Annotated in this window: 14 protein-coding genes; 7 read left to right on the forward strand and 7 right to left on the reverse strand. The window is 70.7% G+C overall.

Annotated elements, in window-relative coordinates; translation table 11 throughout:
* Positions 1-524 precede the first annotated feature (524 nt).
* On the reverse strand, positions 525-1,364 hold the full coding sequence (locus tag BUB75_RS39505; protein WP_073265143.1) for a LysR family transcriptional regulator: 840 nt from the start codon (positions 1,362-1,364) through the stop codon (positions 525-527).
* Positions 1,365-1,461: 97 nt separating this feature from the next.
* On the opposite strand from BUB75_RS39505, the gene BUB75_RS39510 reads away from it, so the two are divergent.
* Complete coding sequence (locus BUB75_RS39510; RefSeq protein WP_073265146.1) at positions 1,462-2,187, forward strand: SDR family oxidoreductase; 726 nt, start codon at positions 1,462-1,464, stop codon at positions 2,185-2,187.
* A gap of 59 nt (positions 2,188-2,246) precedes the next feature.
* Here the strand turns inward: BUB75_RS39510 and BUB75_RS39515 are convergent, their stop codons facing one another.
* The 5 genes from BUB75_RS39515 to BUB75_RS39535 all read right to left on the reverse strand — a co-directional run bounded on the left by BUB75_RS39515 (position 2,247) and on the right by BUB75_RS39535 (position 9,897).
* Positions 2,247-3,845 (reverse strand): methyl-accepting chemotaxis protein, encoded by a 1,599-nt coding sequence (locus BUB75_RS39515; protein WP_073265148.1) that lies wholly within the window; start codon positions 3,843-3,845, stop codon positions 2,247-2,249.
* A gap of 93 nt (positions 3,846-3,938) precedes the next feature.
* Positions 3,939-5,621 carry a hypothetical protein gene (locus BUB75_RS46780; RefSeq protein ID WP_073265149.1) on the reverse strand — a complete coding sequence of 561 codons (1,683 nt, stop codon included), beginning with the start codon at positions 5,619-5,621 and terminating at the stop codon, positions 3,939-3,941.
* 1,429 nt (positions 5,622-7,050) lie between these two features.
* A complete protein-coding gene (locus BUB75_RS39525) occupies positions 7,051-7,716 on the reverse strand; it encodes a hypothetical protein (RefSeq protein WP_073265152.1) in 666 nt (221 codons plus the stop codon).
* Entirely contained in the window at positions 7,713-9,095 is a 1,383-nt protein-coding gene (locus BUB75_RS39530; RefSeq protein WP_073265154.1) for an ABC transporter permease subunit, read from the reverse strand. The genes BUB75_RS39525 and BUB75_RS39530 overlap by 4 nt, the downstream gene beginning before the upstream one ends.
* Complete coding sequence (locus tag BUB75_RS39535) at positions 9,085-9,897, reverse strand: ABC transporter ATP-binding protein (RefSeq protein ID WP_073265157.1); 813 nt, start codon at positions 9,895-9,897, stop codon at positions 9,085-9,087. Before BUB75_RS39535 ends, BUB75_RS39530 begins: the two co-directional genes overlap by 11 nt.
* Before the next feature lie 40 nt (positions 9,898-9,937).
* Between BUB75_RS39535 and BUB75_RS39540 the strand changes: the two genes are divergently transcribed.
* The 5 genes from BUB75_RS39540 to BUB75_RS48330 all read left to right on the forward strand — a co-directional run bounded on the left by BUB75_RS39540 (position 9,938) and on the right by BUB75_RS48330 (position 13,500).
* The gene (locus BUB75_RS39540) at positions 9,938-11,170 is read left to right on the forward strand and encodes a sensor histidine kinase (protein ID WP_073265159.1); all 1,233 of its coding nucleotides are present in this window, start codon (positions 9,938-9,940) and stop codon (positions 11,168-11,170) included.
* Positions 11,170-11,835 (forward strand): response regulator transcription factor, encoded by a 666-nt coding sequence (locus BUB75_RS39545; protein ID WP_073265161.1) that lies wholly within the window; start codon positions 11,170-11,172, stop codon positions 11,833-11,835. Before BUB75_RS39540 ends, BUB75_RS39545 begins: the two co-directional genes overlap by 1 nt.
* A gap of 79 nt (positions 11,836-11,914) precedes the next feature.
* Positions 11,915-12,184: a hypothetical protein gene (locus BUB75_RS39550; RefSeq protein ID WP_073265163.1), complete on the forward strand. Its 270-nt coding sequence runs from the start codon at positions 11,915-11,917 to the stop codon at positions 12,182-12,184.
* A 75-nt stretch (positions 12,185-12,259) separates the two neighbouring features.
* Positions 12,260-13,288, forward strand: coding sequence for a helix-turn-helix domain-containing protein (locus BUB75_RS39555; RefSeq protein ID WP_084742297.1), 1,029 nt, complete (start codon positions 12,260-12,262; stop codon positions 13,286-13,288).
* An 83-nt stretch (positions 13,289-13,371) separates the two neighbouring features.
* On the forward strand, positions 13,372-13,500 hold the full coding sequence (locus BUB75_RS48330) for a hypothetical protein (RefSeq protein WP_281248387.1): 129 nt from the start codon (positions 13,372-13,374) through the stop codon (positions 13,498-13,500).
* Positions 13,501-13,568: 68 nt separating this feature from the next.
* On the opposite strand, the gene BUB75_RS39560 is transcribed toward BUB75_RS48330, so the two are convergent.
* A complete protein-coding gene (locus tag BUB75_RS39560; protein ID WP_143175707.1) occupies positions 13,569-14,714 on the reverse strand; it encodes a SecDF P1 head subdomain-containing protein in 1,146 nt (381 codons plus the stop codon).
* 27 nt (positions 14,715-14,741) lie between these two features.
* Between BUB75_RS39560 and BUB75_RS39565 the strand changes: the two genes are divergently transcribed.
* A complete protein-coding gene (locus BUB75_RS39565; RefSeq protein ID WP_143175708.1) occupies positions 14,742-16,484 on the forward strand; it encodes an Hsp70 family protein in 1,743 nt (580 codons plus the stop codon).
* The last annotated feature ends 18 nt before the right edge of the window (positions 16,485-16,502 follow it).

Here is a 16,502-nt window from a genome sequence, read left to right on the forward strand (position 1 = left end):
TCCACGACGAAGGCTGGACCCTCCAACTCGACGGACGAGAACTCACCATCCGCCGACCCGACGGCACCATCCTCGACCCACCCGACTAGCGACCCAGCAGCCGAAACCGCCGGGCGGCACCCCCCGCCCGGCCCATCGGCATGCCCGCCGACCCGGCCGAGCCGCACTGGCCGAACCCGCCAAACCGCGCGGGCGCCGCCGAGCCGCACGGGGTGGCGCCGGGCCGCACGGGGTGGCGCCGGGCCGCACGGGGTGGCGCCGAGCCGCACTGGCCGAGTCGACGCTGCCGCCACCGAAGTGCCTGTCGCGCAGCGCGGACACAACCCCGATCAGCCTGCAAGCGATGCCCAGTACCCGCAGCTGCACGGCCGACGACCTCCGCGGATCGGGAAGGCTGACGGAACCCACCGACCCTGCGACGGCAGTCGCGGCCAATCTGATCCGGCACGCTGATCGCTAGCAAGGCCCAGCGTCGAACCGACCTGGGCCGACGGCGGCCAGCTCCATCCGGATCTCCTGTCGTATCAGAGCCGGCTTGCGACGCGGATCAGGTCTGCCAGCGCCCGGGAGCGACTGTGCGGCGGCCAGGCGATCACGGTCGTTACCGGCGGAGCGTCCTCGACCGGTACGGCCGCGACGTCGTCGCGCAGGTGGGCCCGGACCGACTCGGGCAGCACCACTACGGTCCGCCCGAGCCCGACCAACTGGAGCAGCTGCGTGTGGTCGTGCACCTCCGGCCCCGAGCCGTCCGGATACGTGCCATCGGCGCGGGGCCAGCGCGGCATCGGCAGATCCGGCAGAGCGCTGACGTCAGTCATCCGCACGGAAGCCCGGCTGCTGAGCGGATGCCCGGTCGGCAGCAGCGCGACCTGCCCCTCCGTACGCAGATTCTCGGTATCGAACCCGACCGTCGAGTCGAACGGCCGGTGCAACAGCGCTACGTCGGCCCGGCCGTCGCGCAGCAGCCGCTCCTGCTCAGCGACGGCGCACAAGATTATGTCGACCGGGACCGCACCGGGCTCGGCGGCGTACGCGTCGAGCAGCTTGGCGAGCAGCTCGCTGGACGCACCGGCCTTCGTCACGAGCACGAGCTTCGGGCCGCCTGCCACCGCTCGGCGGGTCCGGCGGTCGGCGGCGTCGATCGCGTCGAGGGCCGCCAGCCCTTCTCTGAGCAGCACCGACCCGGCGTCGGTGAGCGTGACCGCGCGGCTGGTGCGCTCCAACAGTGCCACGCCCAGCCGACGCTCGAGCCGCTGGATCGCCCGCGAGAGCGGCGGCTGGGCGATGCCGAGGCGCTGCGCCGCGCGTCCGAAATGTAGTTCCTCGGCGACGGCAACGAAGTAACGGAGCTCCCGCGTCTCCATGCCATCCACGTTACCCCCGCATCAATACCCTGAGGGTATCGTTCGGCACTCGATCGGTGTTGGCGGTCAGCGCCCACCCACCGACACGATCGATGGCATGAGCGAGCAGACAATCGCGCTGGTCACCGGCGCCAACAAGGGAATCGGATTCGAGATCGCGGCCGGTCTGGGGGCGCTCGGGTGGAGCGTCGGCGTCGGCGCCCGGGACGACGCTCGGCGGGAGGCCGCCGTCGAAAAGTTGCGGGCGGGCGGTGTGGACGCGTTCGGCGTCCCACTCGACGTGATCTCTGACGCGAGCGTGACCGCTGCCGCGCGGCTGATCGAGGACCGCACCGGCCGACTGGACGTGCTGGTCAACAACGCCGGCATCACCGGCGGCATGGCGCAGGAACCGACCACGGCCGACCTCGACGTTGTGCGGGCAGCCGTGGAGACCAACGTCATCGGCGTCATCCGAGTCACCGACACGTTCCTGCCACTGCTGCGCCGCTCGGCGTCACCGCGGATCGTCAACATGTCGAGCACCGTCGGATCACTCACCCGGCAGAGCGCGGCCGACGTCGAGACCGGCCCGCTGAGCATGGCGTACGCGCCGTCGAAGACGTTCCTCAACGCCGTCACGGTCCAGTACGCCAAGGCGCTGGCCGATACCGGCATCCTCATCAACGCCGGGTGCCCCGGTTACACCGCGACCGACCTCAACGGCTTCCGCGGTTTCCGCACGCCCGAGCAGGGTGCGGCGATCGCGATCAAACTCGCGACGCTGCCCGCCGACGGCCCGACCGGAGGATTCTTCGACGACGAGGGCGTCATTCCCTGGTGAGCTCTCGACGAGGCTGTCCAGCAGCAACGGCCAGAGCCCGCTCCGCGAAGAGTCCGTCCTCAGAAGCGGAAACCGGCGATCAGCCCTTGGAGCTGACTCGACACGTCCGCGAGTTCTCGGGCGGCGTCCTGGGACTGGGCGACCGACGCGGTCGTCGCCCTGGACGCCTCGGCGACTCCGCCGATGCTCGCCGCGATCCGCGTGGAACCGGACGCCGCCTCGGCCACGCTGCGGTTCATCTCGGTGGTCGTCGCGGTCTGCTCCTCCACGGCGGACGCGATCGTCGTCTGATAGTCGTTGATCTGCGTAATTACCCGGGTGACGTCCCCGATCGCGGCGACGGCACTGCCGGTGTCGTTCTGGATGGCTTCGACCCGCCGGGAGATGTCCTCAGTCGCCCGGGCGGTCTCCTGCGCCAGTTCCTTGACCTCGTTCGCAACCACGGCGAAGCCTTTGCCGGACTCCCCGGCACGCGCCGCTTCGATCGTCGCGTTCAGCGCCAGCAGGTTGGTCTGCTCGGCGATCGAGGTGATCGTCTTCACCACGTCGCCGATCTCCCGGCTCGACTCCCCCAGCCGGGAGATCGTCGCGGTAGTCGTCTCGACGGCGGTAACGGCTTGCGCCCCGACGGTCGCCGCCTCGTTGGCGTTGTGTGAGATCTCCCGGATCGACGTGCCCATTTCCCCGGCTCCGGTAGCCACTACCTGGACGTTGCGCGACACCTCGTCGGCGGCCGCGGAGACCACGTCGGCCTGCGACGAGGACTCCACCGCATCGGTAGCGATGGTCGCCGACAACTCGCCGATCCGCGCGCTGGCACCCGCGAGCCGACCGGCGCTGCGATCGAACTCCGCCATCACGCCGCCGATCGCCGCCAGCGCGGTGTTCATCGAGCGGCCCATCTGCCCCACCTCGTCGTTCGACGCGACGTCGAGCCTCCGGGTCAGATCGCCTTGCGCCACCGCACGCAGCACGGTTCCCGCCTCGTCGAGCGGCCGGGTGATGCTGCGGGTCACCCACCACGCCACCGCGATCGCGAGCAGCACCGCCACCACGCAGAGCGCCAGCATGACCGTGAAGAACCCGTCGGCGATGTCCCGCGTCTCGCTGGTCACGTCCTGGTTCATCGAGGCCTCGAGGTCGATGAACACGTTGATCACCCGCAGCCACTCGACGAACGAGGCCTTGGCCTGGTCGGTCAGCACCTTGAGCGCTCCGGCGACGTTGCCGGCCTGGCGGAGGCTGATCATCTGCTCGATCATCGGCAGCGTTGCGGCCTGCACCGTCTCGATGTCCGCGAGCGCAGACTTCTCGTCGGAGTTCACCTTCGATTCGTCGGCGAAGATGTCGGCCATCTTGCTCGCCGCTTCGTCGTAGTCGTCGGTGAGGCCGGCGATCGTGTCGACCTCCGTCTGGACCTCCGCGGAGGTCGTGGCGAGCACCAGGTCGCGGACGGCGATGGCGCGATCGTGGACGCTGCCCCGGAAGTCCACCGCATAACTTTGCTTGACGGCGTTCACATCATTGATGACCGTCAACCGGTCGCTGATCCGATTTACTTGGACGCCGCCCACGGCGACCAAGCCGACCATGCACAGCACTACGACCAGAAAGCCGACGCCGAGCCGGCGACCGATCGTCAGGTTTGCGAGCTTCACGCGCGTTCCCCGCAGAAAGAGAGTTTCCTACCCCATCGGCAGGTGCTGCCTAAATAACACCAGTTCATGCCGATAATGGGCAAGTCCCCCGGCTCAGCCCGTCACGTAGCGGCCGATCGCCTTCCGAAGTTGGGGGAGGCTCGGCCGAGCGATCTGGATCGAGGGTGCTTCGCCGCCGAACGTCACGATGCTCTCTTTGCAGGACCTGACGTTGCCGCCGAACGTGCTCTGGCCGACCAGCGCACCGGTTCGCGCGGCCCGGACCGTCACCTGGTACGAGGCATTGCGCAGGGTCTGTGTGATAACCCGGCTGGTGGAGCCCTGGTAGCGGCAGCTGCCGATCACGCTGCCCAGCGTGTACCTGACGCAGGCGACCAGCTGGATCTCGCTCGGCGAGCTGGACTCCCACGCGCTGAGGTCCCCCAGGTAGTACTCCGCGTCGTCGCTACCGGTACGGGCTTCGACGTCGATGAAGACGTAGTGCCGGGGTGGGCCCTCGTAGGCCGGCGCGTCGAGGAACACGGTGCCGTCGCAGACGGCCGCGTAGTCGTAGGTGGACCCGGGGACGCCTGTCACCACGCCGCCGGATCCGTCGTCCGGCACGGTGGGGGTCTCGCTGTAGACCGGCGGGAGCGGGGAGTCGATGACGGTGGAGTAGCTCCTCGGGCTGCCCTGCGGGGCGAACGATCCGGCGACCGACGGCTCGGCCGAGCCGCTGCCGGGGAGCAGCGCGACGAGCAGCATCGTGGCGAGGGCCAGGGCGCCGAGGCCGGCTGCGGCCCGCCGATTGTGCCGGTGGTGCCGGGACCAGCTCTGCCGCGCGGCGGGATCGACGGCGCCCGGCACGTGGCGTTCGATCGTGTCGATCAGGCGGTCGCGGGGGGCTAAGCCGGTCAGGGGCAGAAGGCGCGGTTCTGCGCCGGCGCCGTCGGGCACCGGGGTCGCCGCGGGGATGTCCGGCCCGGTCGTGGGGGTGCCGCTCGGCGCGTCGGGCGCGACGCCCGACGAGGCGTCAGGCGTGACGTCAGCCGCAGACCCGGGCGCGGCCCCGGCCTCGGCCGCGGCATCGGCCGGGGCGGCCGGGGCGGCCGGGGCGGCCGGGGCGGCCGGGGCGGCGGTCTCCGCCGGAGCCGCCGGGCTGACCTCGGCCGAAGCGGCCGGAGCAACCTCGGCCGGCCTGGCCTCGGACGGAGCGTCTGGCGTGGCTTCGGACGGAGCGTCTGGCGTGGCTTCGGACGGAGCGTCTGGCGTGGCCTCGGACGGAGCGGATGGCGTGGCTTCGGACGGAGCGGCCGGTGTGGCGTCGGGCGGGACCGCGGGGTCTGGCTCGGCGGCAGGTTGGCCGACGGTTCCCACCGGCGCCACGACCCCACTACCAGGCGGCCGCAGCGCAAGCGCGAACCTGTCGCCGGAACCGCTCGACAGCTGCACACCCGCCACCTGGCTCCACCGGACGATCCGCACGACGGGTCCACCGACCGGTGGTTCGACGACGTCGACGAACCCGTGCTCATAAGCCGCGAGCCAGCGGCGCTCCAAGGCCGGGGGCACGAGATACCAGAGGCCGAGCGACGCCACCAAGACCAGGAGCAGGACTACGCCGATGTACGGCAGTCCCACCAGCGCCAGGACGACGGCCGCTACGCAGCCGCCTCCGACGACGAACGCCGCCGCTTTGATCGAGACTCTCTGGCGAGATCGGAACACCGTGTCCGGGCGTCCGAGTTCTTCGTTACCGGCCGCGTACAGGGCTTGTTGGGGCAGGCTCGGCCACATGGGCGGCTCCGTCGTTCGTCCTCAATGGATGCGAACAGCTCCGTTTGACCAGCGTACCGGGGTCGCGTCAGCGCGGAAAGCGATCGTGTGTCAGCCGTCGGCCGCCCTGGCGTCTACAGCGGCCCGCGCGAAGGCCCGGACCAGCGTCGTTTCACCGGCGCTGCGCCCACACCGGCGCGTACTGCAGGATCGGCGAGTCGCTGATGCACACAAACGTGACATCACGGCGCGTCCACCGCTCTACGCCCCCGACCCACAACTCGCCGCCCGGAAAGCCTGGGGCTTCGGCATGGCGGTGCGCAGCTTCGGCGAGGGTCATCCACGACTTCTGGACGACGCTCTACCAGGCCATCGACGACTGATCACGAAGGTCAGCACGAGCAGCTATCGACACAGCCGCATTCGCGACACGACCGTGTCCGGCGCCCTCGGCCGCGGCTAGCGTCGGTGGATCACCGACAGAGGCGGCGGAGGGGCGGCGGTCGGCTGCACCTCCTGCCTGAGGAGGCTGGTCGGGATGCCCGTGCGTTTGCCGCGCCGCGGCGACGTCGTAGTGGCGGTCGGCTTGGTCAGCATCAGCTACACCGCTGGGGCGTTGCTCGACGCCGGCACGTACACGACGGTGTCCTCATGGGTGGTCGGCGCGGTGGTCACCCTGATGGTCGCGTCGCTGACCTGGCCCGTCTACGGCTGGCTCATTCCCGAGAGGCTGACGATGGGCGGCCCGACCGGACGAATGGTGTTCCACTTCGGGCCGCTCCTCGTCGTGAACATCGTGGCCACGATGTGGGTGCAGACCATTCACGATCGTGCGGCCGTGAGCCTGGCTGCGGGGGCCACGGCCGCCGCCGGGTTGCGGCTCTGGCGGCGCTGGTCGGCGTGGCGGGCGATGTCAAAGGAGGAGCGAGAGGCGTCGGTCGAGGATCCCGGTCATTCGTCGCTCATAGTTCATATCGTCATGACCGTCGTCGAGGTCGGCGTACTAAGCGCTCTGGCCACCTATGCGCTGATCTGGGGTGACCAGCTCGCCGCGGCGTTGGATCCGGTGTTCCTGCGCGCGGCGGAGGACCTACCTGGCAGGCACGTCACCGTCGCCGGTCATTCAATCGTGGCCGGCGCCGCGAGCCTGCTCTTCGGCCTGTTGTTCGCGCTGGTTCTGACGAACGGCTTCCTGCGGGCGCTCGCGGCCGGGCTCGCCGACTGGCAGGTACCCCGGGGCGCGCAGTATTTCTGGGCCGGGGCGCCCTTCGTGATCGGGCTCGGCTGGTCCGTGCGACAACCCGGCCTAGCCTTCGGCTGTACGACCACGCTGGTTCTGCTGGTCTGCCTCTACATCTGGACCGATGCGCCACCAACGATGGCGCTCAGCAAGCTCGAGGCGGCCTCCGCCCTGTGGCGCAGTCGGCTGCGCGCCCGCCTTCACCTGAGCTCAGGCGTCCCGGCGGACGAACAGGACGGCGCCGAGCACGAGCGCGGCACCCCCGTACGCACCGAGGACCGCGAGCCCGGCATTCATCGGCGCGTACTTCTCCAGCCGGGTGTGCCACGGCTCGGCGGTGACCAGCTGCGCGAGTTGCGGCGTCAGGAAGAGAAGAGCCAGGACGGTGAGCAGGGCGGGTGCGGTGCCGCGGATGGCCGTGGCGAGGCCGAACGTCATCAGGGCGACGAGGCCGAGGTAGCCCACGGCTCCGCCCGCGGCCCGCAGCGTCGCCCCGTCGGCCGGCGAGAAGTCGGCCAGGATCGCGTCTCCGGCGAGCAGCGCGGCGACCACGCCCAGCAGGCAGAACGGCAGGATCGTGGCCACGAGCGCGAGGATTTTGGCCGCGAAGAGCACCAGCCGCTGCGGAGTGGCGGTGAGCGTCGGCCGGATGAGCCCGGTCTGGTATTCGCCGGTGATGGCGAGCGTCGCCGCGGCGACGAGCGGGACCTGTCCCAGCGTCACCCCGGAGAGAACGAGCCGGATCGGATCGCCAGTGACGGCCACCGCGCAGACGACCGCGCTCAGCCCGACGGTCGTGGCCGCGGCGACGACCGGTAGCCACGCCGTGCTGCGGAGCGTGCGTAGCTTCGTGAACTCGGCCCGCAGCGGACTCATACGTCGCTCCGGCGCAGCCGCCAGTATCCGAGGCCCAGCGTGACCGCGGCGTAGCCGCCGAGGATCAGCGCTCCGGCCCACGGGTGCCCGACCCAGGGCAGCAGGAACGTGTCGTCGGTCTCCCGCAACTGCTGGAGCGACAGCCCGGCCAGCGGGACGACCCGCTGCAGCCAAATGGTGGCCGTCTCCGGCAGAAACGGCAGAACGACAATGGGGACGAAAACCGCGGCGGCAACCGCGGTGATCGCACCGGCGCTGCGCCGCACGATCGTGGCGACGCCGAGACTCACCAGCGCGAGCAGCGCGAGGAAACCGGCGGTGCCCGCCAGGACCCGGAACGTCGCGGGGTCGAGCAGGGACGGGTCCGGGTAGGTCGGCGGACCGAAACCCTGGCCGCGCAGCCGCGGTTGGATCACCAGGAATCCGACCAGGGTGGCCGCGAGCCCGGCGCCGAAGGTGGCGGTCGCGACGACGATCGCTTTCGCTGCCAACACGCGGCCGCGACGAGGACCGGCCGTGAACGTGACCCAGCCCAGGCGCCATCGATACTCGGCGGTCATCGCCAGGACGCCGAGCGCGATCGCGGGCAGGATCGCGAAGATCGTGCCCGCCGTGGCGGCGATCACCCGGCTCCCGTCGTCGGATCGGCGGATGATGTCGCCGTCTCCGAACAGCGTGAACACACCGGCGGCGTCCGGGCCACCGGGCTCGCTCGGAGCCTCCCCACCGAGGCGCGCAGCGGTCCACCCGCCGGGCGTCGCAGGGGTCAGGGCCACCTGGTCGAAGTGTGCCGTCGTCGGCCGGGTTCGCTGCACCGTCGGGCGCATCGGCTGGACGCGGGTCAAGCCGGGCCCGGTCACGAACAGCCCGACTTCGACCGTCCGCGGGAGATGCGGCAGGGTCGCGCTGCCGACCTCGGTCCACGCGGCGCCGTCCGCCGATTCGTAACCGGTGATGCGGTCCCCCGCGCGGATCAGTTTCAGGTAGCGGCTCGCTGCCTGGCGGCTGCCCATGGCGTCCACAGTGAAGTTTGCTTGGAGGCGGACGCCGTGACGGGGGGTCAGGAACAGGGCCGCGTACGGCGAACCGCTGGTCAAGCTCTGCTTGACCAGAATGCCTGCCATCGCCCACGGGTGGCTGCTGTCCATGCTTCGGACGCGAGCGACGAGGGTTCCGTCGCCGTCGAGCGGACGATGGTCGATGCGGAACTCGTCGACGTAATCCGCGTCCCCGAACGTGCCGGGGTTGCCCGACGAGATCAGCAGCGCCACGCCGAGCAGGGCACTCATCGCGGCGGCCAGGCAACCGACGGTGCCCAGGACCGACCGCAGCTTGGTCCACTCGGCGCGCAGCACCCAGCGGAATTTCTCAGCGGGCATCGGAACCTGCCTCGCGGTACTCGACGGCGGCGCGGGTGAGGTCGAAGTAGGCCTGCTCCAGCGAAGGACGCTGCCCTCCGTGCCGACGTGACGCGTCGGCGAGCAGGTCGGCGACGCTCGCGTCGGCGAGCAACCGGCCACGGCCGATGACGATCAGGTGGTGGGCAGTGTCGGCCAGCTCGGAGAGCAGGTGGCTGGAGACCAGCACCGTGCGCCCTTCCGCGGCCAGCCCGCGCAGCAGGTGGCGCGCCCAGTGCACGCCGTCGGGGTCCAGCCCGTTGACCGGTTCGTCGAAGATCAGGACCGGCGCGTCGCCGAGCAGCGCGCCGGCGATCCCGAGCCGCTGCCGCATCCCGAGCGAGAACCGCCCGGCGCGGCGGCGCGCTACCGAGCCGAGCCCGACCAGGTCGAGCACCTCCCGGACGCGGCGGCGCGGCAACCCGTTGGACTGGGCCAGCCAGAGCAGGTGGTCGTGGGCGGTGCGGCCGGGGTGCACCGCCCCGGCGTCGAGCAGGGCGCCGACGCTGCGCAGTGGCGTCCGGAGCGCGCGGTAGGGCCGGCCGCCGATCAGGGCGCAGCCCGCGTCGGGCGAGTCCAGCCCGAGGATCAGCCGCAGCGTCGTGGACTTGCCCGCCCCGTTGGGACCGACGAACCCGGTGACGACGCCGGGTTTCACGGTGAACGACAGGTTCTCGACCGCGACCGTGCGGCCGTACCGTTTCCGCAGGTCGCGGGCCTCTATTGTGGTCACAGGACCATCAAACCGACGCCTCGGCGGCACCACAGGAGCCCGCAGCCGCATCTTCGGGGGTGGGCTAGCACTACCACCTACGGTGTGGGGCATGACGACGTTAGGGGCGGCGCTGCAGGCCGGCCCGCGGCGGTTCTTCCTCTCGCTGTGGCCGCTGCGCGCGGTGGCGTACCTGGCCTCCGGCGTCCTGGTCGGGACGGTCACGCTGGTCTGGTTGCCGGTCGCGCTGCTGGTCGGCGCGGGCGTCGGGGTCCCGCTCCTGACGCTGCCGCTGGTGGCGCTCGAACGGCGTCGAACTGTTCTGCTCGGTGGACCAGCGCTGACCGACCCGCACCGCCGCCCGGAGCGACCGGGGGTCGTCGGGTGGCTGCGTTCGCGTTATGCCGAGCCGGTGACCTGGCGTGAGCTGGCCTACCTCGTCCTGCACGGAACCGTCCTGCTGGTGCTCGACGTGATCGCGATCGCGCTGGTGTTCGCGCCTGTGCTCGTGCTCGGGTTGGGTTCCTGGACGCGCACCAGCCCGGCGCCCGGCGGTGCGCCGGAGACGTCCGACGCGGGGGCGATCGTCGTGGTCACGGTGCTGATCGTGCTGACCCTGCTGGTGCTGATGGTCGCGGCGAGCTACGTCGTGCCGCTCGCGGCGGTCGCCCACGGCAGCCTGGCTCGGCTGCTGCTCGCTCCCGGCGCGGAGGCGGCCGTGCGCACGCTGACCCACTCCCGCGCCCGGCTGATCGACGCGTTCGAGGTGGAACGGCGCCGGATCGAACGCGATCTGCACGACGGCGCCCAGCAGCACCTGCTCGAGCTCGGCGTCACGCTGGTCACCGCGGAACTGGAGTTCGACGACGACCCGCAGGCCGCCAAGGCCCTGCTGCGACGGGCCGCCGACCAGTCGGCGGCGGCCCTGGCCGAACTACGCGAGTTGATTCGTGGCATCCACCCGCAGGTCCTCACCGATCTCGGCCTCGCCGCGGCGGTCGCGGAGCTGGCCGACCGGTCGACGACGCCCGTCGACGTGGCGCTCGACCTCCCGCACCGGCTGCCGTCCACGGTGGAGTCGACCGCGTACTTCGTCGTCACCGAGGCGCTCAGCAACGCCGCGAAACACGCCGCAGCCACCACGGTCACGATCACCGGCGGCCTTCGCGCGTCCCGCCTGGTCATCGAGGTCCGCGACGACGGGGTCGGCGGGGCGGACGCCGCCAACGGCACCGGCCTGACCGGCCTCGCCGACCGGGTCGACGCCGTCGACGGCACGCTGACGCTCGCCAGCCCACCCGGCGGACCCACCGTCCTGACCCTCGACCTGCCGTGGAGGGGGTAGTGCCGGCTCTCCGTGTGGTCCTCGCCGACGACGCCGTGCTGCTGCGCGAAGGACTCGTCGCGCTGCTCGCTCGTTTCGGCCACGACGTGGTCGCCGCCGTCGGTGACGCCACCGCCCTGATCAGTGCGGTGGAGGCGCACGCACCCGACGTCGTCGTGACCGACGTCCGGATGCCGCCTGCCTTCACCGACGAGGGCCTGCACGCGGCTCTCGCGCTCCGCCGCGACCACCCGGGGATGCCGGTCCTCGTCCTGAGCCAGTACGTGGCCACCGCCTACGCCTCCACGCTGCTGGAGTCGACCGACACCGGCGGCGTCGGCTACCTGCTCAAGGACCGCGTCCTGCAGGTTCGTGACTTCATCGACGCGATCGAGCGGGTCGCCGCCGGTGGCTGCGTCATCGATCCGGAGGTCGTTCGCCAGCTGCTCACCCGCAGACGCAGTCCGCTGACGCGGCTGACGCCACGCGAACGCGAGGTGCTCGGGCTGATGGCGGAGGGCCGTTCCAACGCGGCGATCACCAAGGCGCTGACCGTGAGCGAGAAGGTGATCGGCAAGCACATCAACGCGATCTTCACGAAGCTCGACCTGCCAGCCGACAACACCGACGACCATCGCCGTGTCCGGGCCGTGCTCACCTACTTGCAGGGTGCCGTGCCGAGCTGACGGGCTCACCCTCACCGGATGACGACGGCGTTCGGGATCCGGGTCAAGGTGGGCCGACCACGGATTCGGGGAGAGACACATGAGTGCTGACAGCGTGACCGGTGCAAGCTACGTCGATCGGCGGCTGGCCGGGGGCAGCGCAGTGCTTCTGACCGGCGGCCTCTTGGCCTGCCTCGCGGGCGCGACGCTGGGCATGGTGGCGGTGGTGAACGGGTGCCGTCGGTACGTCGCCGACCTGAAGGAGCCGCCGTCCGTGACGGCTCGTCGTCGCCTCGGACAGGCCAGGTCCGCGACGGTGGCCGGGGTCGAGGCGTGGCGGCACTACGGTGGGCAGCAAGCACGAGCCTGACGATCCGGCTCGCCGGCGTCAGCGGGCTGCGTCCTCCGGGCGGCAAGGGTGACTCGGTCGATACTGTGCTAAATCATGGAGTTGGTCAGTACTGCCAAGATTCCAGCGAAAGAGCGGTTCGACTTCTGGCGCCAAGTCACGACGCAATCGTGGGTTCCCATGGACTCCCGCTGCGACCGCCGGCAGGAGGACGACTTTCAGGCTCGGATCGGCGTCACCGAACTCGGTGCCGTTCGCGCAGTGCTGATGACCGCGACGCCGTACTCCGTTCGCCGAACGCCGCAACACATCCGCCGGTTCGATCCGGAAACGTTCAAGCTCAGTTGCCCGGTGCGCGGCCGCGGCATGATGGAACAGAACGGTCGGGACGGCGAATTCAAGGCGGGAGACCTATTCTTCCTCGACACCTCTCAGCCCTATGCGACCGGGCTCGCACCCGACATCGCGGTCGGCGAGCTGCTGACCCTCCAATTCTCCCCCTCGTTGTTGCCGTTTCCGCATCGGGAGTTACGGCGCCTTACTGCGGTCCACCTTCCGGTCAGTCGAGGTATCGGAGCGCTGTCGTCGGTCTTCCTGCTGCAACTCGCCCGGCACCTGGGAGACCTCAGCGCTTCCGATGCGGCGCGCCTCTCGACGCTCGCCCTCGACGTGTTGACCGTGGCGCTGGCCAACGCGCTGGACGTCCACCGCGCGGTACCGACCCACACCAGGCGCAGCGCGCTCCTCGCCCAGATTCACGCCTTCATCAACCAGCACCTGGGTGAGGCGCGCCTCTCCCCCCGCGACATCGCGGCCGCGCACCACATCTCCGTTCGCTACCTGCACAAGGTGTTCCAGGACGAAGGACACACGGTCGCCGGGGTGGTCCGCGCGCGCCGCCTGGAGAGGTGTCGACGCGACCTAGCCGATCCGCTGCTCGCCGACCGGCCGATCAGCGCGATCGCAGCTCGATGGGGTTTCAGCAGCGCCGCGCATTTCAGCCAAACGTTCCGCAGCGCCTACGGTCTGTCCCCGCGCGAGTTCCGGCACGAATCCGACCCGGCGCGCGAACTGACGAGCCCGGTGAATGTTCGGAAGACGACGTTCCAGCCGTTCGGACGCTGATCGAGCGGCCGCCTCCTCCACGCGAAGCTATTGGCACACGGGGAACACGCCCCCGGACCACACACTTCAGGAGGCTGGACGACATGAGCGGCTGCTACGACTACGACTACAACAACCACTGCAACGACTACGACTACAACGACTGCTACAAGCCGCGCCGCCGTCGCCGCCACCACAAGAAGCGTGACTACTGCTGGGACTACGGCTACTGAGCCGAAAACCAGTAACGCGACGGCCCGGAGTGCACACCGCACTCCGGGCCAACTGCTGTCCCCTGCGCTCAGCGGATGGTCTCGACCGACGTGATGACGAGTCGCACCGGCAGCACGCCGTTGGTCAGGTTCGCGGCGAGCAGCATCGCGGTCTGCCGATCGAAGGCCCTGCCGCCCGTGATCGTCGCGTCGCCGGTGATCGCGCCCTGGATGGTCGGTGCGGTGACCACCACGTTGTCCAACGCGACGGCCACCTGCGCCTCCTGGCCGGCGGTCGGGGTCGCGGTCGTCGCCTCCCGGGTGAGCTCGGTCCACTTCGGCTGGCCGCTCTCGGTGAAGCGCAGGTTGACGATCCAGCCGCCCTGCTGCGGATCGATCTTCGCCTCGGCGTCCGCGAGGTCGGCGCCGACCACCTTCGCGACGTCGAGCTGGTACTTGGTGGTGCGCTCCTCGTCGCAGGCGACGACGGGGGCCTCGGCGCGGTCGAAAGCACCGGGTGCACGGCTGTTGAGCATCGCGCAGGTCACGGTGGGAACCACGTACTGCATCCGCCCGGGTAGTGCCTCGATCTCGTCGCAGGTGAGCGTGCCGAACGCGGCCAGCGCGGCGACGTCGACCTGGGCGGGCTCCTGAAGCCGGGCGGCAGCGTCGAAGGCCGGTCCGAGCTTCGCCTTGGCCGAGGCGAGCGCGGCCGCCCGATCGCGGCGTTCCACCGGGTCGGCCCGGCATCCGGCCGTGCCCGAGCCGGGCTGGTCCGGCACGTTGGCGAGCACTCTGCGGAACGTGAGGTTGCCCGGCGTCAGCAGGGATTTGACCTGCTCGGTGTTCTTCTTCGCGGCCGTCACGAGGAGCGTTTCGGTGCCGATCACGGTGACGGTCGGACGGGTCAGATCGGCTTCGGTCATCCGGGCCAGCAGGATCTGCTTGGTGCGATCGAGGGCGGCGGTGGACGGACGGCTGCCGTCCGTGCCGACCACCCGCAGCGTGATCGCCACGTCCCCGGTGGCCGCACGATTGTCGGCGTCATCGGAGCGTAAGACCGCGGTGAGGATCCCTCCCGCCACGGCCACGAGCGCGACACCCGCCGCCACCCACCACCACAGGCGGCGCGGCCGCCGTCCGGTCGGTGGCGCCTGGTAACCCTCCGGTACGTAACCAAGCCCGGGCGGAGCGACCGGAAGCGAGTACTCTGGCGCCGGATCCTCCGCGGGCATGCCGCCAGGGTACGGGAGGTGCACTCGGTGCGACTGGGTGTTGACTTCGGCACCTCGGCCACCGTGGGCATGGTGCAGCGCCCCGACGGCTCGGTCACGCCGTTACTGTTCGACGCCTCGCCGCTGCTGCCCTCGTCGGTCTTCATCGGACCCGACGCCACCCCGCTGGTCGGGGCCGACGCCGAACGGGCGGCGCTCGCCTACCCGGCCGGGCTGGAGCCCCACCCCAAACGACGCGTCGACGACGAGACCACGTGGCTGGGAGAACGCGAGATCGCCGTCGTCGACCTGATCGCGGCCGTACTCGGCCGGGTGTGGTCCGAGGCGTGCCGGGTCTGCGGCGCCCCGCCGACCGACGTCGTCGTGACCCATCCGGCGACCTGGGCCCGCACCCGGCTGGGACGGCTCGCGGCCGCGGCCGAGCGGGCCGGCATGCCACCGGTAACGTTCGTTCCCGAGCCGGTCGCCGCGGCCGCGTACTTCGCCGCGATCCTGGGCCGCGAGGTCGCGCCCGGCCGTGATCTCGTCGTTTACGACCTCGGCGCGGGCACGTTCGATCTCAGCATGGTGCGCCGGACAGCGTCCGGGTTCGAAGTATTTGCCGCCGGCGGCCTGGCCGATGTCGGCGGCCTGGATCTGGACGCGGTGGTCGTCGACCACGCACGGTCCCTGACCGACCAGGCGGGTGCCGGATGGGCCCGGCTGGACTGGCCGGACACCAGCGCCGACCACCGCGCACGGCGCGACCTCTGGCTGGGCGTGCGCGCGGCGAAGGAGTTGCTGTCCCGGCACACCTGGGCGGACCTGCACGTACCGCTGGTCGATATCGACGTGCACCTGACCCGCGACGAGTTCGAGACCGCGGCCCGGCCACACCTCGACCGCACCGTGGCCACCACCTTGGAGATCCTCCGCTCGGCCAAGGCGCTCCGGGAGAACGTCGCCGGGGTGTTCCTCGTCGGTGGGTCGAGCCGGATCCCGCTGATAACCGCGCTACTGCACCGCCAACTCCAGATCGCCCCGACCGTCATCGACCAGCCCGAGCTCGTCGTCGCGCACGGGTGCCTCTACGCGGCCGCCGGGCGACCCATCGCACCACCGGTCGCGCCCGCGCCGATCGCGCTGCCCAGGCCTCCGGCCGAGACCGCTCCACGGATACCGCCGGCCGTCAACGGGATTCCACCGCGCGGGGTGCTGCCCAGGGACTTCCCCGTCCACCTCGTCGAAGTCGCGATCGGCGACCGGGTCGGTTACGCCGTGCGCACCTACGTCACCGACGACGAGGGAGACACCTCGGCGGTGTTCGCCAGCGAAGGATCTCGGCTGCCGCTGTTCCCGCGCCCGGAACAGGCCGGCGACTACGCGGTCGGCACCGACGACCACGCGATGACCTCGGTGCTGCACTGGGAAGCACTCCGCGATTCGATGGCGCTCGCATTCCTGCCGCTGATCCCGGAGAACCGGTACCACCTCGACATGCCTGCCGTGACGCTCGAACGGAAGCCCAAGGATTGGCTGATCGAGCTCGTCATCAACGCGGGTGACCTGGCCAGAGAACTCAGTTATGCGTTGGACATCCCGGAGGGACAGGATCTCCTCGGCCCGGGGACGCTGCTCGACCGGGCCGACGACGCACTTCGCGTGGCGCAGCGCACGCCGTTCCGGCTCCACGGGCGCCGCGACCTCCGCGCGTTCGACCAGGCGCAACTGGTGGCGGCCTGGCGTCGGGTCGCTGCGGTGATCGACGCCCAATTGGACTGGCGGGACTGAGCGCCGGTGTCCACGCGT

The sequence above is a fragment of the Cryptosporangium aurantiacum genome (assembly GCF_900143005.1).
Lineage (GTDB): Bacteria > Actinomycetota > Actinomycetes > Mycobacteriales > Cryptosporangiaceae > Cryptosporangium > Cryptosporangium aurantiacum.